This is a genomic window from Actinoallomurus liliacearum, assembly GCF_039542035.1.
Classification (GTDB): domain Bacteria; phylum Actinomycetota; class Actinomycetes; order Streptosporangiales; family Streptosporangiaceae; genus Actinoallomurus; species Actinoallomurus liliacearum.
Genome location: NZ_BAABHJ010000031.1, coordinates 59,526 through 76,240, shown reverse-complemented (window position 1 = coordinate 76,240; position 16,715 = coordinate 59,526). Strand labels below are relative to the sequence as shown.

The following is a 16,715-nucleotide window of genomic DNA, read 5'->3' as shown; positions in this document are numbered from 1 at the left end:
TTCTTCATGCCTGTACAGCTACGAAGTACAGCAGTAGGGGCGAGGAAGAGGCCGAGAAACGCGAAAAGCCGGGTACTCCGATCTCTCGGAGTACCCGGCTTCGCCGGAAAGTTCGCGTGGGACGCGGCAGAGCTATTCGGCAGGGTTACTGTCCGTCTGACCGGTGTCGAGGGTCCTGCCCAGCTTGCGTAGCGCCTCCCTGGTTGCCTCTGAAGTCGCTTCCGTGGAGATCTCCATCGTCACGGCGATCTGGCTATGCCGGAGGATCTGCATCGCGACCCGGGGATGGACATCGAGCGCAGCGAGCAGCGTGCCGCGGGTCTTGCGGGTGCCGTGGACTGTGATCCGGCGGAGCCCGAGCCGTTCGATCCAGCGGTCGAAGCTGCGATTGAAGCTCCGCGGCTCGATCGGGGTGCCATACCGGGTGGTGAACACCAGGCCGGTCTCCTCCCAACGCTCGTCATGATGCTCCTTGTCCCGGGCCTGCTGCTCCTTCCGAAGCTTGAGCGCAGCGAGGCAGATCTCGGGGACCGGCAGGCCGGCCTCCGACGACTCGGTCTTGACCTGGCGGCGGAGCGCACGAAAGCGGCGTACAGGGGTTCGCCCGCGTCGCGGGTCGCTTCGAGGAACCGGCTGGCCTCCTCCACCGACCAGGGTTTGACTCGCTTCTTTCGCGGTTTGGGTAGCCGGAGGGCGGTCGCGGCGTTCTTGGCGACCAGTTCCTCAGTGACGGCCACGGAAGGCGCGCTTGCGCAGGACCCCGAGGACGTCCTGAACGCTGCGCTCCGAGAGCGTCTGCTGGCAGCACTCGCCCTTCGCACAACGACGCCGCTTGTTCTCCGGTCGGCTGCGCGAGGACACCATCGTGCTCTTGTGCGGCCAGGGGCGGGTGGCCGCTTCCGGCCGAGAAGCCGGCCCGTGGGTGGTTCCTTCCGCCGTTGCCGGCTCTGGCGGTCATATTGATGCGGTGGATGACACGGGGACGGCGGGCGAGCAGAACCGGCGGATGCGGGCAGGGGCGCGTGTTCGGGTTGCGGAGGCCACCCGCCGGGCCGGGCAGGGTTTCCGGCGGATCTCGCCCGCGGGCCTGACGGCTCTGCTGTGCGCGGGTGCCTTCGGGCCGGTGGTCGTCGCGTTGCCGGGAAACGGCGCGCAGATCGCGGCGAGCGTGGGGGTGCTCGGCTCGGTCGGCGCGAACGTCCTCACGAACCTGATCGAAGAGGTGGTCGACCGCCTGCGCGCCGACGGAGGGTCGCCGGCGCAGGCGGAGATCGAGAAGGTCCTGGCCCAGCGGATCGAGGAGGTACTGCAGAGCGGGGGAACGCCGGCCGCGTCCCTGCGCAGCGAGGTCGCCGCGGTTCTGCGGGAGATCGGGGCGGTCCGGGCCGTGCTGGAGGAGGTCGTCGAGACGGGTGACGTCGAGCTGCAGTACGAGGTGGCTCTGGCGTTCACGACGCTGAGTGAGAAGTTCGACGATTTCGGGTTCTTGCTCGCAGACGTCCGAGACGCGGTCGCCTCGATCCTTGGCGGGCTGGTGGAGTCGGAGGCCGAGCGGCGGGCCGACAGTGAGCGGCTGCGCTGGCAGTCGACGCAGTTGCGGCTGCTCCGTGAGGATATATCCCGCCTCGACCGGCATATCGGGACAGAGTCGGGCGGCGGCGGGGGCACGGCCGAGGTGCCGCGCTGGACCGGGTGCCCGTACCAGGGCCTGTGGCCGTTCGAGACGGAACACTCCGAGGTCTTCTACGGCCGTGAGCAGCTATCCACCGAACTGGTCGGCAAGATCGCCGAATGTCTGAGCGGCCGGGGCATCGTGGTCGTGACCGGTGCGTCCGGGGCGGGCAAGTCGTCTCTGCTGCGCGCGGGCCTGATACCGATGCTGGCGCGTGGCGCGCTGGGCCTCGGATCGCAGGATTGGCCCCGCGTCCTGCTCACCTTGACGCATGCTCCGCTGGAGGAGTTGGCGATCCAGCTGGCCGTATTAGGCGGAACGGACGTGGGGTTCGTCCGGCGTGATCTGACAGCGGATCCCGGCCAGGCGCACCTGCTCGTCCGGCGGGCGTTGGTGGCGCACCGGCGAGCCTCGCCCGGCGCCGGCGCCGGCGCCGGCGCTGGGCGTGAGCGGCTGGTTCTAGTCGTTGACCAGTTCGAGAAGATCTTCACGTCCGGGGACGATGAGACCGGCCGTGGCGAGGCCGAGAGGCAGGCGTTCATCACCGCGCTGGGCGCGGCGGCGGGCACTGCGTGCGGTCCGGCGGACACTCCACCGGCGCTGGTCGTGCTCAGCGTGCGCGGGGACTTTTGGGAGCGCTGCGCCGCCTACCCGCAGCTGATCGATGCTCTGCGGGACGGGCAGTTCGTGGTCGGGCCGATGAGCGAGCCCGAGCTGAGACGAGCGATCACCGGGCCTGCTGCGGCGGCCCGTTTGGAGATCGAGGCGGGCCTGGTCGATGACATCCTCGCCGAGCTTCGTGCCGCCGGAACGACCGGCGGCTATGAGGCCGGCGCCTTGCCGCTGCTGTCGCAGGCCATGTTGCTCACGTGGGAGAACCGCACCGGCGACCGGCTTACCAGACGCGGGTACGGCCTGTCGGGCGGCGTGACGCACGCGGTCCGGGCCAGCGCCGACGGCGTCTACGAAAGCCTCGGTACGCCGCGGCGGGCCATCGCGGCGGAGGTGTTCCGGCGGCTGGTCCTCATCTCCGCGGATGGGCGGCTCGCCCGCCGTACGGTGCGGCGCGAAGACCTGTACGCCGGGCGGGCCGCGGGAGAGATCACCGACGTCGACGCCGTGCTGGGAGCGTTCACCGACAGACGTCTGGTCATCCTCGACGAGGCCGCCGCCGAAATCGCCCATGATGTCCTGCTGACCGCCTGGCCGCGGCTGAGCGAGTGGGTCGAGGAGGATCGGCGGTCCCTGCTCGTACGCCAGCGTCTGGCCGACGCCGCGCGGTACTGGTCGGAGTCAGGGCAGGACGATAGCGTCCTGTACCAGGGAGCGCGGCTGGCGGAGGCGCGGGAGTGGGCCGCGGACCGTACCGACCTCACCACGTTGGAGGACCGGTTCCTGCGCGCGAGCACGGCCGCGGCCGAGGCCACGCTGATGGCCGAGCGCAGGCGCGTTCGGCGGCTGCGCCGGCTGGTGGCGGGTCAAGCCGCCCTCCTGGTCGTCGCCCTGGCCGCCGGCACGGTCGCCTTTCAGCAGCGCGGTACCGCCCGGGAGCGTCAGGCCGAGGCGGTCTCCCGCGCGCGGGCCGCCGAGTCGGTTCTGGCGGGGCGCGCGGACCCACGGCGCGCCATGATGCTGGCGGCCCTGGCCTGGCGCACGTTCCCGACCGCCGAGGCCCGGGGCGCGGTGTTGTCGGCGCAGATGCTGGCCCACGCCGGCCAACTCGGCGACACCGAAGGGTCGAACAGCGTGGCGATCAGTCCCGCCGGCGACCTGGTCGCCACCGGCGGCGCCGACGGCACGATATGGCTCTGGGACGCTCACACGCACCGGCAACGCGCGCGGTTGCGCGGCCTGCCGACCGTAGCCACGGTGATGAGGTTCTCTCCCGACGGCACCATGCTGGCGGCCGGTGCCCTGGACGGCCACGTCGTGGTGTGGACGACCTCGGACGGCCGGGCACTGGCCACCCCGCGCTGGCCGACGTTGCACCCGGTGGCCTGGCGGCCGGACGGGCAGGCGCTGGCCTTGGCGTGCGCGGCCCCGGGTGGCGTCGTCGTGCTCCGTCAGTGGGACCCACGCTCGGGCCGGCTCGTCACGCAGTTCCCCGCACCGGGGACGGGCACTCCCGGCACCCGCGCCGGCCTGCTGTCAGGCCTCGCGTCCAGCCTCGCCTACAGCCCGGATGGCGATGAGATCGCCATCGGCCACAGCGACGGCACGGCGGCGCTGTACCGGCTCAAAGACGGCCGAAAGATCGCCACCCTGAGTGGACACGCTCACGAGTCGGAGGTGAGCGTGGCGTTCTCTCCCGATGGGACGCTGGCGACCGGCGGCGTACGAGACGGCAGGGTCCTCTTCTGGGACGTCTCAGGCCGGAGGCGGGGAGCGGCGGGTCGGCAGGTGTCCGACCCGGTCGGGGCGCTGGCCTTCGCCGGAACCGATCGGCTCATCGTCGTCGGGGGAGATCGCAGAGTACGGATCTGGGATCTTCGGCAGCATTCTTGGGACACCGATTCGTTCGCCCGGCCCGCGGGCGGAACCCTCCTCGACGTGGGGGTGTCGGCCGGCGGGAGGCTGATCGCGGCGGCGGGCCCCGCGGGTTCCACGGTCCTTTGGCGACGCGCGAACACCTGGCTGAGCGGTGTCGATGACGATGCCGCCATGACGGGTGTCGCCTTCGACCGCTCTGGTGAGCGACTGGCGGCGGTGGACGGCCGGGGTGCCGTATCCACCTGGGACGTCACAGGCATCCCCCCGAAACCGCTCCTGTCGGTACGATCCGGTGAGGCCCTGGGAAAGACGGGTGTCTCCTACGACCCGGACGGCACCCTCGCAGCCACGTCCGTCAAGGGGACGGTCCGCCTGTTCGACACCGCCGGGCGTGAACGCGCCGACCTCTCCGTCGGCCGTGGTCTGTCCGCCGACGCCGTGACCTTCTCTCCTGACGGCACGCTGCTCGCCGCCACGGCCATACCCACCGCCACTCTGAGCGGTGGCGGCAACGCCGTCTATGTATGGGACACCCGTACGTTGCGCCGCCGCGGGGTCATCGACCTGGGCATCTACCGGTCGGACCGGCTCGTCTTCACTCCGGACGGCTCCCGGGTGCTGGCCGCGGCCACCGCCACCGCCACCGCGCCTGCGGCGCGGAATCTCGGCCTCGCCGACAGCCTGGTGCGGATCTGGCGAACTACGGACCTGTCGGCCGAACGGTCGCTGCGAACCGGTCCGGATCAGGTGGTCGGGATTTCGGTGAGCCACGACGGCCGTACGCTCGCCACCGCCGGATCCGGCCGCGTCATCAGGCTGTGGGACCTGGACACCGGCCGGCTCCGCCGAACCTTCGCCGCCCACCCCTCCAGCATCAGGGACGTCGCGTTCTCCCCCGACGACCGCACGCTGGCGACCGGGACCCAAGGAGACACCGTCATCCGGCTGTGGAGCGTCTCGACCGGCCGCCGCGTCGCCGACCTCACGGGCCACCTGGGCGTACTGAACAGACTCGCCTTCAGCCCTCACGGCGACCTGCTGGCCAGCGCCGGTGTCGACGGCAGCGTCGGAGTGTGGAACACCGACCCCTCGATCGCCACTCGCCGGATCTGCGCCGTCCTCACCGGCCCGACCCTCACCGGAGAATGGCGGGCGCTCGGCGTCGACCCGGGCACCGCCCCGTGCCGATGAGACGACCGTGCGATGGACACGGGTCAGCTGCAATGCTCCCGCAGTCAGCACCTTTTGCACTTGGAACCTCGGACTTTGAGCGTCAGTGGTCCGCGCGGACACGAGTCCGAATCACAGCCGTCGGACCGGCGGGTTCGGCCGACCAGCAAGCATGGTTTCGAGGGTCTGCGTTGGAGGCCGAGAGGCCCTCCCCACGCCCGTGTGGGTGATCCGGTCAAGGGTGCGATCCGGCTGCTGGAAATGGAGTGCTCCCCACGCACGTGGGGTGCCGGATGACACCTCGGTCCTGCTCGTCAAGGGCGCGCGCTCTCCACGCATGTGGGGGTGACTCACCGGGCCGGTACAGATCGGTGATGAAACATCGTGCTCTTTAAGGGGAGTGAGGAGCTTCTGACAAGGACAGTCGTCGTTGACCTTGCTATTGCTCCCGTGCCTGCGGGTCGCGTGTCCTCGCGCCTCGTTCCCTGAGGCGGTGGGGGATTGTCGTGTCGTTGACGTTCATCCGCTGACCGATCCTCGCGAGAGACCGTGCGCGGCGGGGCTTCCGCCAGTCTGGTGATGGTTTGACCGGTGCATCCAGGTCAGGCAATCTTCGGAGGAGTGCCTCCAATGCCCTGAGCTGGCCCTTTGAGTTGGAATAAGCCCCGCCAAGGTCCACCCAGGTCAGAGGTCCTGTACCGCGACGGTGCAGGGCCTCTGTCTATGCACGGCCGCCTATCGAGTTTCGATGTCGTACCGGGCGTGGCTCGTGGCGTTACACCGCCTCTGTCACCGCCGTGGTCCTGTGGCCGACCGGGCGGCCGCGAGGACGCCGTGTCGACGAGGACGGGGGCCGCGGTTGAGGTCTGGAAAAGCGGGGCCGCGTACCTGAGTACGCGAGCCCCGCTCCGTGTTACGAGCACACCCGGTCCTCAGGCCAGGCGGCTACTTCATCTTCTTCATGACGGTGGAGACCAGGGCGGTGGAGATCGCCATGATCACCAGGAAGGCGGTGATGGCTCCGGGGGACGAGAAGACGGCGGCGCCGGCCTCCCAGACGCGGTCGAAGCCGATCCTTCCGAGCACGGACGCCACGAAGCCGATCGCACTCACCACGAGGAAGATGATGAGGTGCCTCATGAGGAAGGTGTTCAGTTGCTTCCGCATGGAGCAGTTCCTCCGATCTGTTTTGCTTGAGGCGCGTTCATTAGGCGCGCCCCGGAGCGTTCGTGCTTGAGACGCTCCTACTTCACGAGTGTCCGAGCGGATCACAAGGTCGCAAGACCGGGAGGAGTCCCACGTGGGCGATGGTCGCGCGTCGGACGCTCTCGAGGTGGCCGGCAGGGGCGATGTGCTCGGCACTGTGCCGAGACTTTTCGTCGTCCCAGCGACCGAAACTTGGGGCACTAGTGTCGCGTCCCGCCACAACGGTGTGCCGAACACCGGTGATGCACCCGCCGACCCGGGGCGAACGTCACCTGGCGCGCGCCAGAGGGTCTCGGCGGTCGGCTCGCGGGGCAGGGCCTTCGGCATCGCGCACGGGGCTGTCGCCGTCGTCGGCCCGTGATGCCGGTGATCGCGCCAGCCGCGGTGCGGCCGGCTCACACCGCCCATCCCTTCATGGCGGCGCAAGGGCGGAACGCGCGGGTCGGTGGACGAAATGATCGTGCGAACTGGCCTCGCAACGTCGGCACGTACCGACGCGACGTGCGAACCGACGCACGCCGGTATCCGTTGTCCGCCGGCGCGGGTGCCGGCATCTGGCCGTGTGCCTTCTGGCCGTACCAGGTGGACGAACGGGTCCGGATCGACCAGAGCGGCCCGGCCAACGTCCTGATCATCAACGACCTCCGCGACCCCGCGACGCCCTACGTGGGCTCCAAGGACCTGCGTGCGGCGTTCGGCGGGCGGGCCCGGCTGGTCACCGTGGACCAGAGCGGCCACGGCGCCTACCTGCTCAAACCCAACGAGTGTGCGAACAGCGCCGGCACCGCCTACCTCGAAGACGGCCGGTTCCCGGCACACGACCTGTATTGCCCCGCCACCCCCACCTCCTGAAGAGGCCATCATGTTCCATCGACGCCTTGGCGTGTCGTGCGCCATCGCCGCCGGACTCGCGATCATCGCCGCGCCGCAGGCAGGCGCGGCGGCCGCGCCGGCACACGACCACTCCGCGCTGCGGCGCGACCTGAACCGCCTGACCGCCGAAGGCGTTCCCGGCGCGCTCGCCGAAGTTCGGGACGCCTCCGGACACACCACGGTGACCAGCGGTGTCGCCGATCTGGGGAGCCGCGCCGCGGCGCGCCCGGACAGCGAGTTCCGGATCTACAGCAACACCAAGACCTTCGTCGCCACGGTCGTGTTGCAGCTCGTTGCCGAGCACAGGGTCGCGTTGGACGCCCCGATCGAGCGCTACCTGCCCGGTTTGATCCGCAGCAACGGCAACGACGGCCGCCGCATCACAGGCCGCCAGCTGTTGCAGCACACCAGCGGCCTGGCCGACTACGCGGACGATCTGCCGATGTTCGCTCCTGGACAGTTCTTTCGCCATCGGTTCGACCGTTTCACGCCACGCCGGCTGATCGCGGTGGCGCTGGCCCACCGGCCCGTCGCCGAACCAGGCACCGGTTTCTCCTATGCCACCACCAACTACATCGTGGCCGGCCTGCTCATCGAGAAGGTGACCGGGCGCCCGTACGCGTCCGAGATCACCGACCGCGTCCTGCGCCCGCTGCGGTTGCGGCACACCTACTTCCCCGGCGATCAGGTGGGCATCCGCGGACCGCACCCTCGGGGGTACACCACGGTCGACGACAGCGGCCGGCTGGTCGACGCCACCGAGGTCGGCCAGACCATGGTCTGGGCCGGCGGCGAGATGATCTCCACGGCGGACGACCTGAACCGGTTCTTCGCCGCGCTGCTTCGCGGTGACCTGCTCCCGCCCCGCCTGCTGGCCCAGATGACCAGAACGGTCCCGGCCGGTGAACTCTTTCCCGGCGCCCGTTACGGTCTCGGGCTGATCAACGCGCCGTTGAGCTGCGGTGGTGACTACTGGGCACACGGCGGAGACGGACCCGGGTTCCAGACCCGCGACGGAGCCACCCGCGACGGACGCCAGGTCACCGTCATGCTGAACCGGTCACCGACCACGCCACCGCAGTTCGACCACGCGCTGGCCGCAGTGAACGACGCGCCTGACCGGCTGGTACCACGACCTCCTCCGGAAGGGTCAGCGTTCGGGATCACGAACCGGGAGTTCCGGGCTGGCCCGCCGGCGGCATGAGGCGGAGTTGGAGCATCGCCTCGAACCGGGCCTCCGGATCGGTGAGGTCGAGATCGGCGACCTCCATCAGCCGCTTGAGGCGGTAGCGGAAGGTGTTCGGGTGGACGTGCATGGCGGCCGAGGCCGCGATCACGTCGCCGAAGGTGGCCAGCCATGCGGCGAGGGTCTCGGTGAGTGGAGTGTTGTGCTCGGCGTCGTACGCGCGGAGCCTGACGATGGGGCCGTCGGGCAACTCGTCCTCGGCTGCCATCCTGTCGGCCAGGTCCATCAGGAGGTATGACACATAGACGTCCGGCAGGCGCGCGAACCTGGCCCTTGAGCGTTCGCCGCGCAGGACCCGGAGCGCGCGGTCGGCGTCGTTCCGTGACCGCGGCAGGTCCACCGGGCGCGCCGCCACCCGGCCGATGCCGATGACCACGGGGACACGGGTGCCGATCCGGGCGAGGAACTCTTCGGTCACCCGCAGCGCCGACTCGCCGGAAGCGGTCGGCAGGATCGCGTAGGTGACGCCGCCGAGCGAGGCCGTGGCGGTCCGCGGATGCACCGCGGCCAGGTGCAGGGCGAGGGCTCCCGAGACTCGGTTCCCGGCGGCCATCCGGTCCGGCGCCGAGGAATCCCCGGACACCGCCATCGCCAGTACACAGGCGGGTTGAGTCGAAAGCCCGAGGCGTACGGCCGCTCGGGCGCGCCTGCGCCGCCTTCCAGGACCGTGGCGAGCAGATCGGTACGGAGCCGGCGTTCTACGTCCTCGCCCGCCCTCCGGCGGAGCAGATGCAGCGCGACGACCTTCGCGGCCTCGACGAGGGACTGTTCGTGGTCGGCGGTGAGCGGCTCGCCGACCACGACCCAAATGGAGCCGAGGATCTCTCCGCCCGCCCGGACGGCGATCGCCACGCGGGGCTTGTCCGCGACGCCCTCCACGTAGAGGGGCCGTTCGCTGCGGTAGAGGGCGTGGAAGGCTCCGCGTTCCTCCAGCGCGCGCAGCTTGTCGGCGGGCACCTGACGGTCGAGGATCGTCGCGATCCTGGCCTCGTCGCCTTCGTCCTGCCGGCTGGAGAAGGCCAGCACCCGACCGTTGCGATCCTCCACGGTCACCGGGCCGTCGAGCAGCGCCGCGACCGCGTTGGCCAGGGCGAACAGGTCCCCGGCGACCGGTGGTTCTCCGCCATCCCCGGCCGCGCCGACCTCGTCCACGGCGAGCAGGGACCGCAGCAACGCGGCGACCTGGGCCCAGGACGCTCCCGGCGTGAGACCCAGCACGGTGATACCGGTACGCGTGGCGGCGTCCCGCACTGATTCGTCCACCGCGACCGGGGACCGCACGATCACCGCCGTGGCACCGAGCCCGGCCGCCCGCTCAACGAGCGCGACGACCTGGTCGGCGCCGTAGACCCCGACACCCAGCACCACGGCGCCCGGCAGCCGAGCAGGTTCGTCCCGGGCGTCGTGAATCAGCACACCGCCGACGGGCCGCGCGGGATCGGGCTCGCCCGCCACGACCTCGACCAGGGTGGAGCCCAGGTCGGTGAGGATACGGCCGAGCACGACCGCCGACGGCACGATCACCGTCACACCCTAGGTGAACCGGAGGATCGGCCGGTATGGACGCCGGAAGCCCGGCGCGGCCGCCGGTCAGGCGGGTGCGCGTCCCGCGCCGAAGGCCGTCCGCGGCCGGGACTCGATCCCGTTCACCGGGCGATCCACTCGGTGGAGACGGTGACCTCGGCCAGCCGTTCCGGGATGGGCCGGACGCCGAGGCCCGGGCCGCGGGGTACCTCCAGGTGCCCGTCCCGCAGTACGAACGGCTCGGTGATGTCGGTCCGGTAGTACCTCCCCGAGGCGGACGTGTCGCCGGGCAGGGTGAAGCCGGGCAGGGCTGCCAGGGCGACGTTGGCGGCCCGGCCGAGCCCGCTCTCCAGCATTCCTCCGCACCAGACGGGCACGCCGTGCGCGGCGCACACGTCGTGGATCCGCCTCGCCTCCAGGTATCCGCCGACCCGGCCCGGTTTGATGTTGATGATCGAGCAGGCCCCGAGGGCGATGGCGTCGGCGGCCGCACGTGCCGAGACGATCGACTCGTCCAGGCAGATCGGCGTGCGTACGGCCTGTGCCAGTTGCGCGTGGCCCCGTACGTCCTCCTCGTCCAGCGGCTGCTCGATGAGCAGCAGCCCGAACTCGTCCAGGCGCGCCAGGTGCCGGGCGTCCGCGAGGGTGTAGGCGGTGTTGGCGTCGACCTGGAGCGGCACGTCGTCTCCGAAGCGCTCGCGGACCGCGCGGACCGGCGCCACGTCCCAGCCGGGCTCGATCTTCAGTTTGATCCGCGTGTACCCCTCGGAGAGGTAGCCCTCGACGGCGTCGAGCAGTTCGGGGATCGAGTTCATGATTCCCACCGAGACGCCGGCGGCGACCCGGTCGGTGGTGGCCCCCAGCCACTCGCCGAGCGACAGCGACCTGGTGCGCAGCCAGGCGTCCAGGACGGCGGTCTCCAGAGCGGCCTTCGCCATCCGGTGCCCCTTGAACGCGGCGAGCGCGGGGGCCACCGCCCACGGATCGAGGTCGGGCCGCCGGAACAGCGCCGGGATCAGGTGCCCGCGCAGCACGTCGATCGCCCCATCGGTGTACTCCGCGGAGTACACCGGGTCGGCCATCGTGACGCACTCGCCGTAACCCTCGCCATCGCCGGTCTCGACCCTGACCAGCAGGATGTCCCTCGTCGTCTGCGTCCCGAACGACGTGCGGAACGGTGACACCAGCGGCATCGCGATCCGGCGCAGTTCCACTCCGACGGGCTTCATGACCGCCCCTTCCGACCTCGTTCGATCACGTACCAGCCGGCCCTCGTGAAGCCGGTGACGGCGCTTCCCTCGGCCATCAGCCCGCCGAGCGTGTCGCGGACCGCCCGCTGCCATTCGAGCGCCAGACCAGGGTCGGCACTTCGCATCGCCTCCATGTCGGCCGGTATCCGGACCAGGACGACCTCACCGTCCCGCCGCCCGGCGGCGGGGCCGCCGTCGGGCTTGGCGTCGAGTCCGACCACCGGCTCGGGCCCGGGATCCGCGACGTGCGGCCGTCCGCCGCAGGCGGCCGACACGCGCTGATCGGCCAGATTCCAGTGGACCAGGATCCGGTCGCTCTCGATGCCCGCGTTGACCTCGTCCTGCATCGCCCCGTAGAAGTCGGGGAGGTACTCGGCGGGGACCGCGCCGAGCTTCGCCATGTTGAAGTACGCGTTGCGGCTGATCAGCGGGTCGTACGTCCAGGTCACCGTGGTGATGCCACGCTCCAGCGACCAGGCGCGCTGGTGGACCTTCATCGCGTATCCGACACCGCGTCCCCGGGAACCGCTCCCGACTCCGGCGATGTGCGAGTGCAGCCCGGCGGTGGCCAGCAGTCCGACGCACGCCCCGACCATCCGGCCGTCCGCATAGGCGCCCGCGACATAGCCGCCTGAGTGCCCGATCGACTGCATCAGCTCCGGCATGATCAGGCTGCTGCCCGCCGGAGGCCGCCACACGCGGTCCAGCAGCGCGCACGCCTCGCGCAGGTCGAGGGGGTCCTCCAGTTCCCGGATCTTCAGGCCCGCCTCGTGGGAGGCCAGGCCGGCCAATTCTCTCGCCTCGGCGACGAGCTCGCCGGTCACACCGGCTCCTTGGTCAGCTCGCGGACCAGCGCCGCCACCAGCGCGGTCCGGCGCGGCAGTTCCGCCACGATCACATGTTCGTGGTCCGCGTGCGCCCCGCCGCCGACGGCGCCGAGCCCGTCCAGCGTGGGGGCGCCGGCGCCGGCGGTGAGGTTCCCGTCGGAGCCGCCTCCGACGGCCACTCCCGACAGCGACCCGAACCCGAGCTCGCCGTACAGCCGGCGGGCACGGGCGAACAACCGCGCCGATGAACTCTCCTGCAGCGGCGGCCGATCGGGGCCGCCGGACAGTTCGAGGCGCGCGCCGTTCAGCGCGGGCGGAAGGGCGCGGATCGCGCTGTCTACCCGGTCCTGTTCGGCGGTGGTCGCCGCCCGTACGTCCACGAGGAGTTCCGCCGAGGCGGGCACCGTGTTCCGGGTGGTTCCGGCCGAGGCGACCGTCGGGGTCACCGAGGTCCCCGCCTCCGGGTCACCGAGCGCGGAGATCGCCAGGATCTGGTGGGCCAGTTCGTTGGTCGCGTTCACCCCGCGGTGTGGTTCGAGACCGGCGTGCGCGGCCCGGCCGGTGATGCGCAGATCGTAGGTGGACACCCCCTTGCGCGCGGTCTTCAGGGCTCCCTCCTCGCTGGCCTCCAGGACCAGGGCGGCGGACGTGCGGCGGGCCTCGTCCTCGATGAGGCTCCGCGACGTGCGTGACCCGGTCTCCTCGTCGCTGGTGACCAGCACGGTCACTCCGTCGAGATCGTCCAGTACGGACAGGGCGTGAAAGAGCTGGGCGAGGCCGGCCTTCATGTCGAAGCACCCCGGCCCGGTCAGCCGCCCGTCCTCGATGGCGAACGGCCGGGTGCGCAGCGAGCCGACCGGCCAGACGGTGTCGAAGTGGCCGAGCAGGAGCACCCGGTCGCCGGAGCCGAACCGCCAACGCAGATGCGGCCGTCCGCCGGCGTCCAGCCGTTCGGGGGACCGCCCGGTCAGGCGGGTCCCGAGTCCGGCCACCGCCTCGGCGCACTCGCGTACGGCCGCCAGGTCCGCGGTGGGCGACTCCACGGACACCAGCTCTTCGATGTCGGAGAGGAGCCCGGCCGACCGGGCCTCGACGGCCGCGCGAAGATCTCGCACGTCAGCCCGCCTTCGGCGTCGCGCGGCCACCGTGGTGGAGATACGACGAGCCGTCCGGGAGCGTGTAGAAGGTCGCGGACAGCCAGCCCTTGATCCCCGGTCTGCGGGTCACGAACACGCCCGGCTCCAGCGGGCGCAGTTCCTGCTCGATCTCGCGCTGGGACTCGGGGATCAGGTCGGCGAGTACCCCGGTCACCGTGGTGCGCATGACGAGGTCGTCGCCACGTTCGAACACCTCGATGCGCGTCGAGGCGCGCTCGTACGTCCCGGTGTAGCGGGACACGTCGTCCGCGACGGGCTCGGCGGCCGGTTCGGGCGGTTCCGGCATGGCCACCCCGGCCAGCTCGGCGAAGATCTCCGAGTAGAGGTCCTGGTAGAGGCCGCGCGTGTCGCCGCCGTTGGTCAGCAGGCACACGGCCAGCCCGGCCTCCGGGAGCACGCGCAGGAAGGCGGACTGGCCGATGGTGTCGCCGTCGTGGCCGTACAGGCGGTGTCCCGACCAGTCCATCAGGATCCAGCCGAGCCCCCACGCGTCGCCGAACGTGCGGGTGTCGGGCAGGGAGACCTGCGGCGTGTGCATGGCTCCGGTGTTCGCGGCCGACAGCAGGCGTGTGCCGTCCCCGGCCAGGCCGCCGTCCAGGTGCAGCCGGGCGAAGGTGAGGACGTCGCGCGGGGTCGAGCAGATGAGCCCGGCCGGGCCCGCCGACCGCATCAGCGTCCACTGCGGCGCGACCACCGGCGGCTCACCCACGTGGCCCGCGGCGGCGCGGAACCGGAGCACGTCCTCCGGCAGCGTCGCGGTGTGGGTGAGGCCGAGGGGCTGGTACAGCCGCTCGCGCATCAGCCGGTCCCACTGGACGCCGGTGACCCGCTCCAGCACCCTGCCGACGAGGCTGAGACCCGCGTTGCAGTACGACATGGTCGCGCCCAGCGGGTGGTTCGCGGCGGCCTCCACGAGCTTTTCGACGTAGAGCTCCAGGCAGTCGTCGCCGCGGCCGGTGTCGAGGAAGAAGTCACCGTCGATTCCGCTGGTGTGCGTGAGCAGGTGGCGCAGCGTCACCTTCTCGGTCAGTTCGCCGGTGCTCAGTTTCAGCTCGGGCAGCACCGAGACGATCGGCGCGTCCAGCGCCAGTGCCCCCTCCTCGACGAGCATCATGGCGACGGTGGCGGTCCAGACCTTCGAGATCGAGCCGATCTGCCACAGTGTCTCGGTGGTCGCCTCGATCCCGGCGTCGGCGTTGGCCAGGCCGGTGGCGGTCTCGATCAGGTCGCCGCCGGACAGGATGCCCAGGCTCGCGCCCGGGACGCCGTGCCGCTCGGTCAGCGTCGCCAGGCGATTCGTCCAGTGGGTGCTTTCAGACATTCTCGGCTCCTAGATGTTGCTCGACCCAGCCGATGAGCCGGCGGGAGTAGTCGGCCCGGTGGGAGGGCCGCCCGTGCAGGATGAACTGGGGGGCACCGCCCGGATAGCGGACGAGACGGACGGGCACGCCGCGCGTACGGAGCGCGTGGAACCACTGCTCCGCCTGGCCGATCGGACAACAGTCGTCGGCTCCGCCGTGCAGGATCAACGTGGGCGCGCGCACGCCGTCGACATGGCTGAGCGGAGAGAGTTCCACCAGCCGGTCGCGGGGGCCGACCTCCATGGCGGTCAGTTCCTCGCCCTGGTCGGAGGTGCCCGCCATGGAGAGCAGGTCGGTGACGACCCCACCGGGGACGGCGACCTTGAAGACGTCGCTGCGCGCCGACAGCCAGCACGTGAGGTAGCCGCCGTAGCTGTAGCCGGTCAACGCGATCCGCGCGGGGTCGACCAGGCCCTCGTCGATCAGGGCCTGGACGGGCTCCAGGACGTCTCGCTCGTCGGCCTCGCCCCAGGCGCCGATGGCGGCCGTGTAGAAATCCTCGCCGTAGCCGTCGCTGCCCCGAACGTTGAGCGCGAGGATCGTCCAGCCGCGAGCGGCCAGCTCGTGGTGGTAGAGGTGCACGGGGTCGGCGTGCGGGGCCCAGGCGTTATGCGGTCCGCCGTGCACGTCCACGAGCAGCGGCCCCATGACGGGTGCGCCGGGATCCCTGATGAGCAGCCCGTGCACCCGCGTGCCGTCGGAGACCGCGAAGTCCCGTTCGGCGATCGAGGGGAAGGCGACGTCCGGGAGGGACCCGGCGGTGTGCTCGGTGAGACGTACGGCCTCGCCCGTGCCGAGGTCGAGCATCGCGATCTCGGCGAAGCTCGATCCGTCGGCCACCGCCAGGGCGGCCCGCCCGGCCTTGGCGGCGACGGAGCACCCGCTCACCCCGGTGGCGGCCGCCAGCGGGATCTCGGCGATCCCGTCGGCGCTGAGCCGGTAGAGCCGGGTGACCCCACGGTCGCGCGCGCAGAAGACGATCTCACTTCCCTCGCTGTCCGTGAACTGCGGCAACGCTCCCGGATAACCGGGCATGCCGGGCATCACGTTCCGGTCGAGCGGAGCGCTCAGCGCGACAGGAGGCGAGCCGTCGAGCGGCTGGCGCAGCAACTCCAGGTGCCCGGCGGTGACGGTGCTCCTGCCGACGAGCAGGAGCGCGTCGCCGCCGGGGAACCAGGCGACCGTCGCGGTCAGGCCTCCGGCGTTGCCGGCGAGCCGCCGCGCGGTCCCGTCCGCGTCGATCAGGTGGACGGCGCGGGCACCGGTCACGTCGGCCCGGTCACCGAACGACGCGGAGAAGGCGAGCCGGGCTCCGTCGGGGGACCACGCCGGTGGCCCCATAAGGAAGTCGCCGTCGGTGAGCCGCCTCGTCCGGCCCGTCGCCACATCGACGACGAACAGCTGCGTACGGACGTTGCCGATCAATCCGAGGCCATCGGCCTTGTAACCGAGCCGGTCGATCTCGACGGGTGCCACCGGGTCGAGGACGGACGCAGGGGCGGCGAAGGCGATCCGGGTTCCGTCCGGACTCCAGACGGGGGCGCCGGCGGCCGGTTCCCTGGACGTCAGAGGCGTCGCCTCCCCGCCATCTGCGGGCAGCAGGTGGATCCGGCCTGCGCGCAGGAACGCCACGGTCGAGCCGTCGGGGGACCAGCACGGCGCGGTGTCGGCGGGACCGTGGGTGAGACGCCGAGGTGCCGCGCCGTCGGCGGTGACCTCCCACAGGGAACTCTCCGCCCGGTCCAGCTCGGCGTTCTGGGTGGTCAGGGTGTAGACCACCCGGTCCCCGTCGGGGGAGAGGGCAGGCTCGCCCGGGATCGCGAACCTATACAGATCGTCGATGACGAGTGGCCGGGTCACCGGGCCTCCTCAAGAATGGGCACACAGACAGCACCGCCGACTGGGTGAACAGTAGACATCGGGCCCGGGACCGCGGTTC

Annotated in this window: 11 protein-coding genes; 3 read left to right on the top strand and 8 right to left on the bottom strand. The window is 71.1% G+C overall.

Annotated features, from left to right (window positions below; translation table 11 throughout):
• Window positions 1–132: 132 nt before the first annotated feature.
• Window positions 133–522 (bottom strand): tyrosine-type recombinase/integrase, encoded by a 390-nt coding sequence (locus ABD978_RS35030; RefSeq protein WP_345364384.1) that lies wholly within the window; start codon window positions 520–522, stop codon window positions 133–135.
• 445 nt (window positions 523–967) lie between these two features.
• Here ABD978_RS35030 and ABD978_RS35025 point away from each other — a divergent pair, with 445 nt between their 5' ends.
• Window positions 968–5,353: an nSTAND1 domain-containing NTPase gene (locus tag ABD978_RS35025; RefSeq protein ID WP_345364301.1), complete on the top strand. Its 4,386-nt coding sequence runs from the start codon at window positions 968–970 to the stop codon at window positions 5,351–5,353.
• 924 nt (window positions 5,354–6,277) lie between these two features.
• Here ABD978_RS35025 and ABD978_RS35020 read toward each other — a convergent pair.
• Window positions 6,278–6,499, bottom strand: a complete 222-nt coding sequence (locus tag ABD978_RS35020; protein WP_345364300.1) for a hypothetical protein — start codon at window positions 6,497–6,499, stop codon at window positions 6,278–6,280.
• A 540-nt stretch (window positions 6,500–7,039) separates the two neighbouring features.
• Here ABD978_RS35020 and ABD978_RS35015 point away from each other — a divergent pair.
• Together ABD978_RS35015 and ABD978_RS35010 are read left to right on the top strand one after the other, a co-directional pair.
• Window positions 7,040–7,390 (top strand): alpha/beta hydrolase, encoded by a 351-nt coding sequence (locus tag ABD978_RS35015; protein WP_345364299.1) that lies wholly within the window; start codon window positions 7,040–7,042, stop codon window positions 7,388–7,390.
• 10 nt (window positions 7,391–7,400) lie between these two features.
• Window positions 7,401–8,615, top strand: coding sequence for a serine hydrolase domain-containing protein (locus tag ABD978_RS35010; RefSeq protein ID WP_345364298.1), 1,215 nt, complete (start codon window positions 7,401–7,403; stop codon window positions 8,613–8,615).
• Here the strand turns inward: ABD978_RS35010 and ABD978_RS35005 are convergent.
• The 6 genes from ABD978_RS35005 to ABD978_RS34980 all read right to left on the bottom strand — a co-directional run bounded on the left by ABD978_RS35005 (window position 8,575) and on the right by ABD978_RS34980 (window position 16,636).
• A complete protein-coding gene (locus ABD978_RS35005) occupies window positions 8,575–9,246 on the bottom strand; it encodes a PucR family transcriptional regulator (protein ID WP_345364296.1) in 672 nt (223 codons plus the stop codon). The two genes, ABD978_RS35010 and ABD978_RS35005, sit on opposite strands and share 41 nt — an antisense overlap.
• A 1,057-nt stretch (window positions 9,247–10,303) precedes the next feature.
• The gene (menC, locus tag ABD978_RS35000) at window positions 10,304–11,410 is read right to left on the bottom strand and encodes an o-succinylbenzoate synthase (protein WP_345364294.1); all 1,107 of its coding nucleotides are present in this window, start codon (window positions 11,408–11,410) and stop codon (window positions 10,304–10,306) included.
• Window positions 11,407–12,255, bottom strand: a complete 849-nt coding sequence (locus ABD978_RS34995) for a GNAT family N-acetyltransferase (protein WP_345364292.1) — start codon at window positions 12,253–12,255, stop codon at window positions 11,407–11,409. Before ABD978_RS34995 ends, menC begins: the two co-directional genes overlap by 4 nt.
• Window positions 12,252–13,373 (bottom strand): M20 family metallopeptidase, encoded by a 1,122-nt coding sequence (locus ABD978_RS34990; protein ID WP_345364290.1) that lies wholly within the window; start codon window positions 13,371–13,373, stop codon window positions 12,252–12,254. The genes ABD978_RS34995 and ABD978_RS34990 overlap by 4 nt, the downstream gene beginning before the upstream one ends.
• Before the next feature lies 1 nt (window position 13,374).
• A complete protein-coding gene (locus tag ABD978_RS34985; RefSeq protein WP_345364288.1) occupies window positions 13,375–14,736 on the bottom strand; it encodes a serine hydrolase domain-containing protein in 1,362 nt (453 codons plus the stop codon).
• Window positions 14,729–16,636 (bottom strand): S9 family peptidase, encoded by a 1,908-nt coding sequence (locus tag ABD978_RS34980; protein WP_345364286.1) that lies wholly within the window; start codon window positions 16,634–16,636, stop codon window positions 14,729–14,731. The genes ABD978_RS34985 and ABD978_RS34980 overlap by 8 nt, the downstream gene beginning before the upstream one ends.
• Window positions 16,637–16,715: the final 79 nt, after the last annotated feature.

Excerpts from the sequence above, each read along its gene's own strand:
- ABD978_RS35020 (WP_345364300.1), bottom strand. The coding sequence starts at position 6,499 with ATGCGGAAGCAACTGAACACCTTCCTCATGAGGCACCTCATCATCTTC.
- ABD978_RS35010 (WP_345364298.1), top strand. The coding sequence starts at position 7,401 with ATGTTCCATCGACGCCTTGGCGTGTCGTGCGCCATCGCCGCCGGACTC.
- ABD978_RS35005 (WP_345364296.1), bottom strand. The coding sequence starts at position 9,246 with ATGGCGGTGTCCGGGGATTCCTCGGCGCCGGACCGGATGGCCGCCGGG.
- menC (WP_345364294.1), bottom strand. The coding sequence starts at position 11,410 with ATGAAGCCCGTCGGAGTGGAACTGCGCCGGATCGCGATGCCGCTGGTG.
- ABD978_RS34985 (WP_345364288.1), bottom strand. The coding sequence starts at position 14,736 with ATGTCTGAAAGCACCCACTGGACGAATCGCCTGGCGACGCTGACCGAG.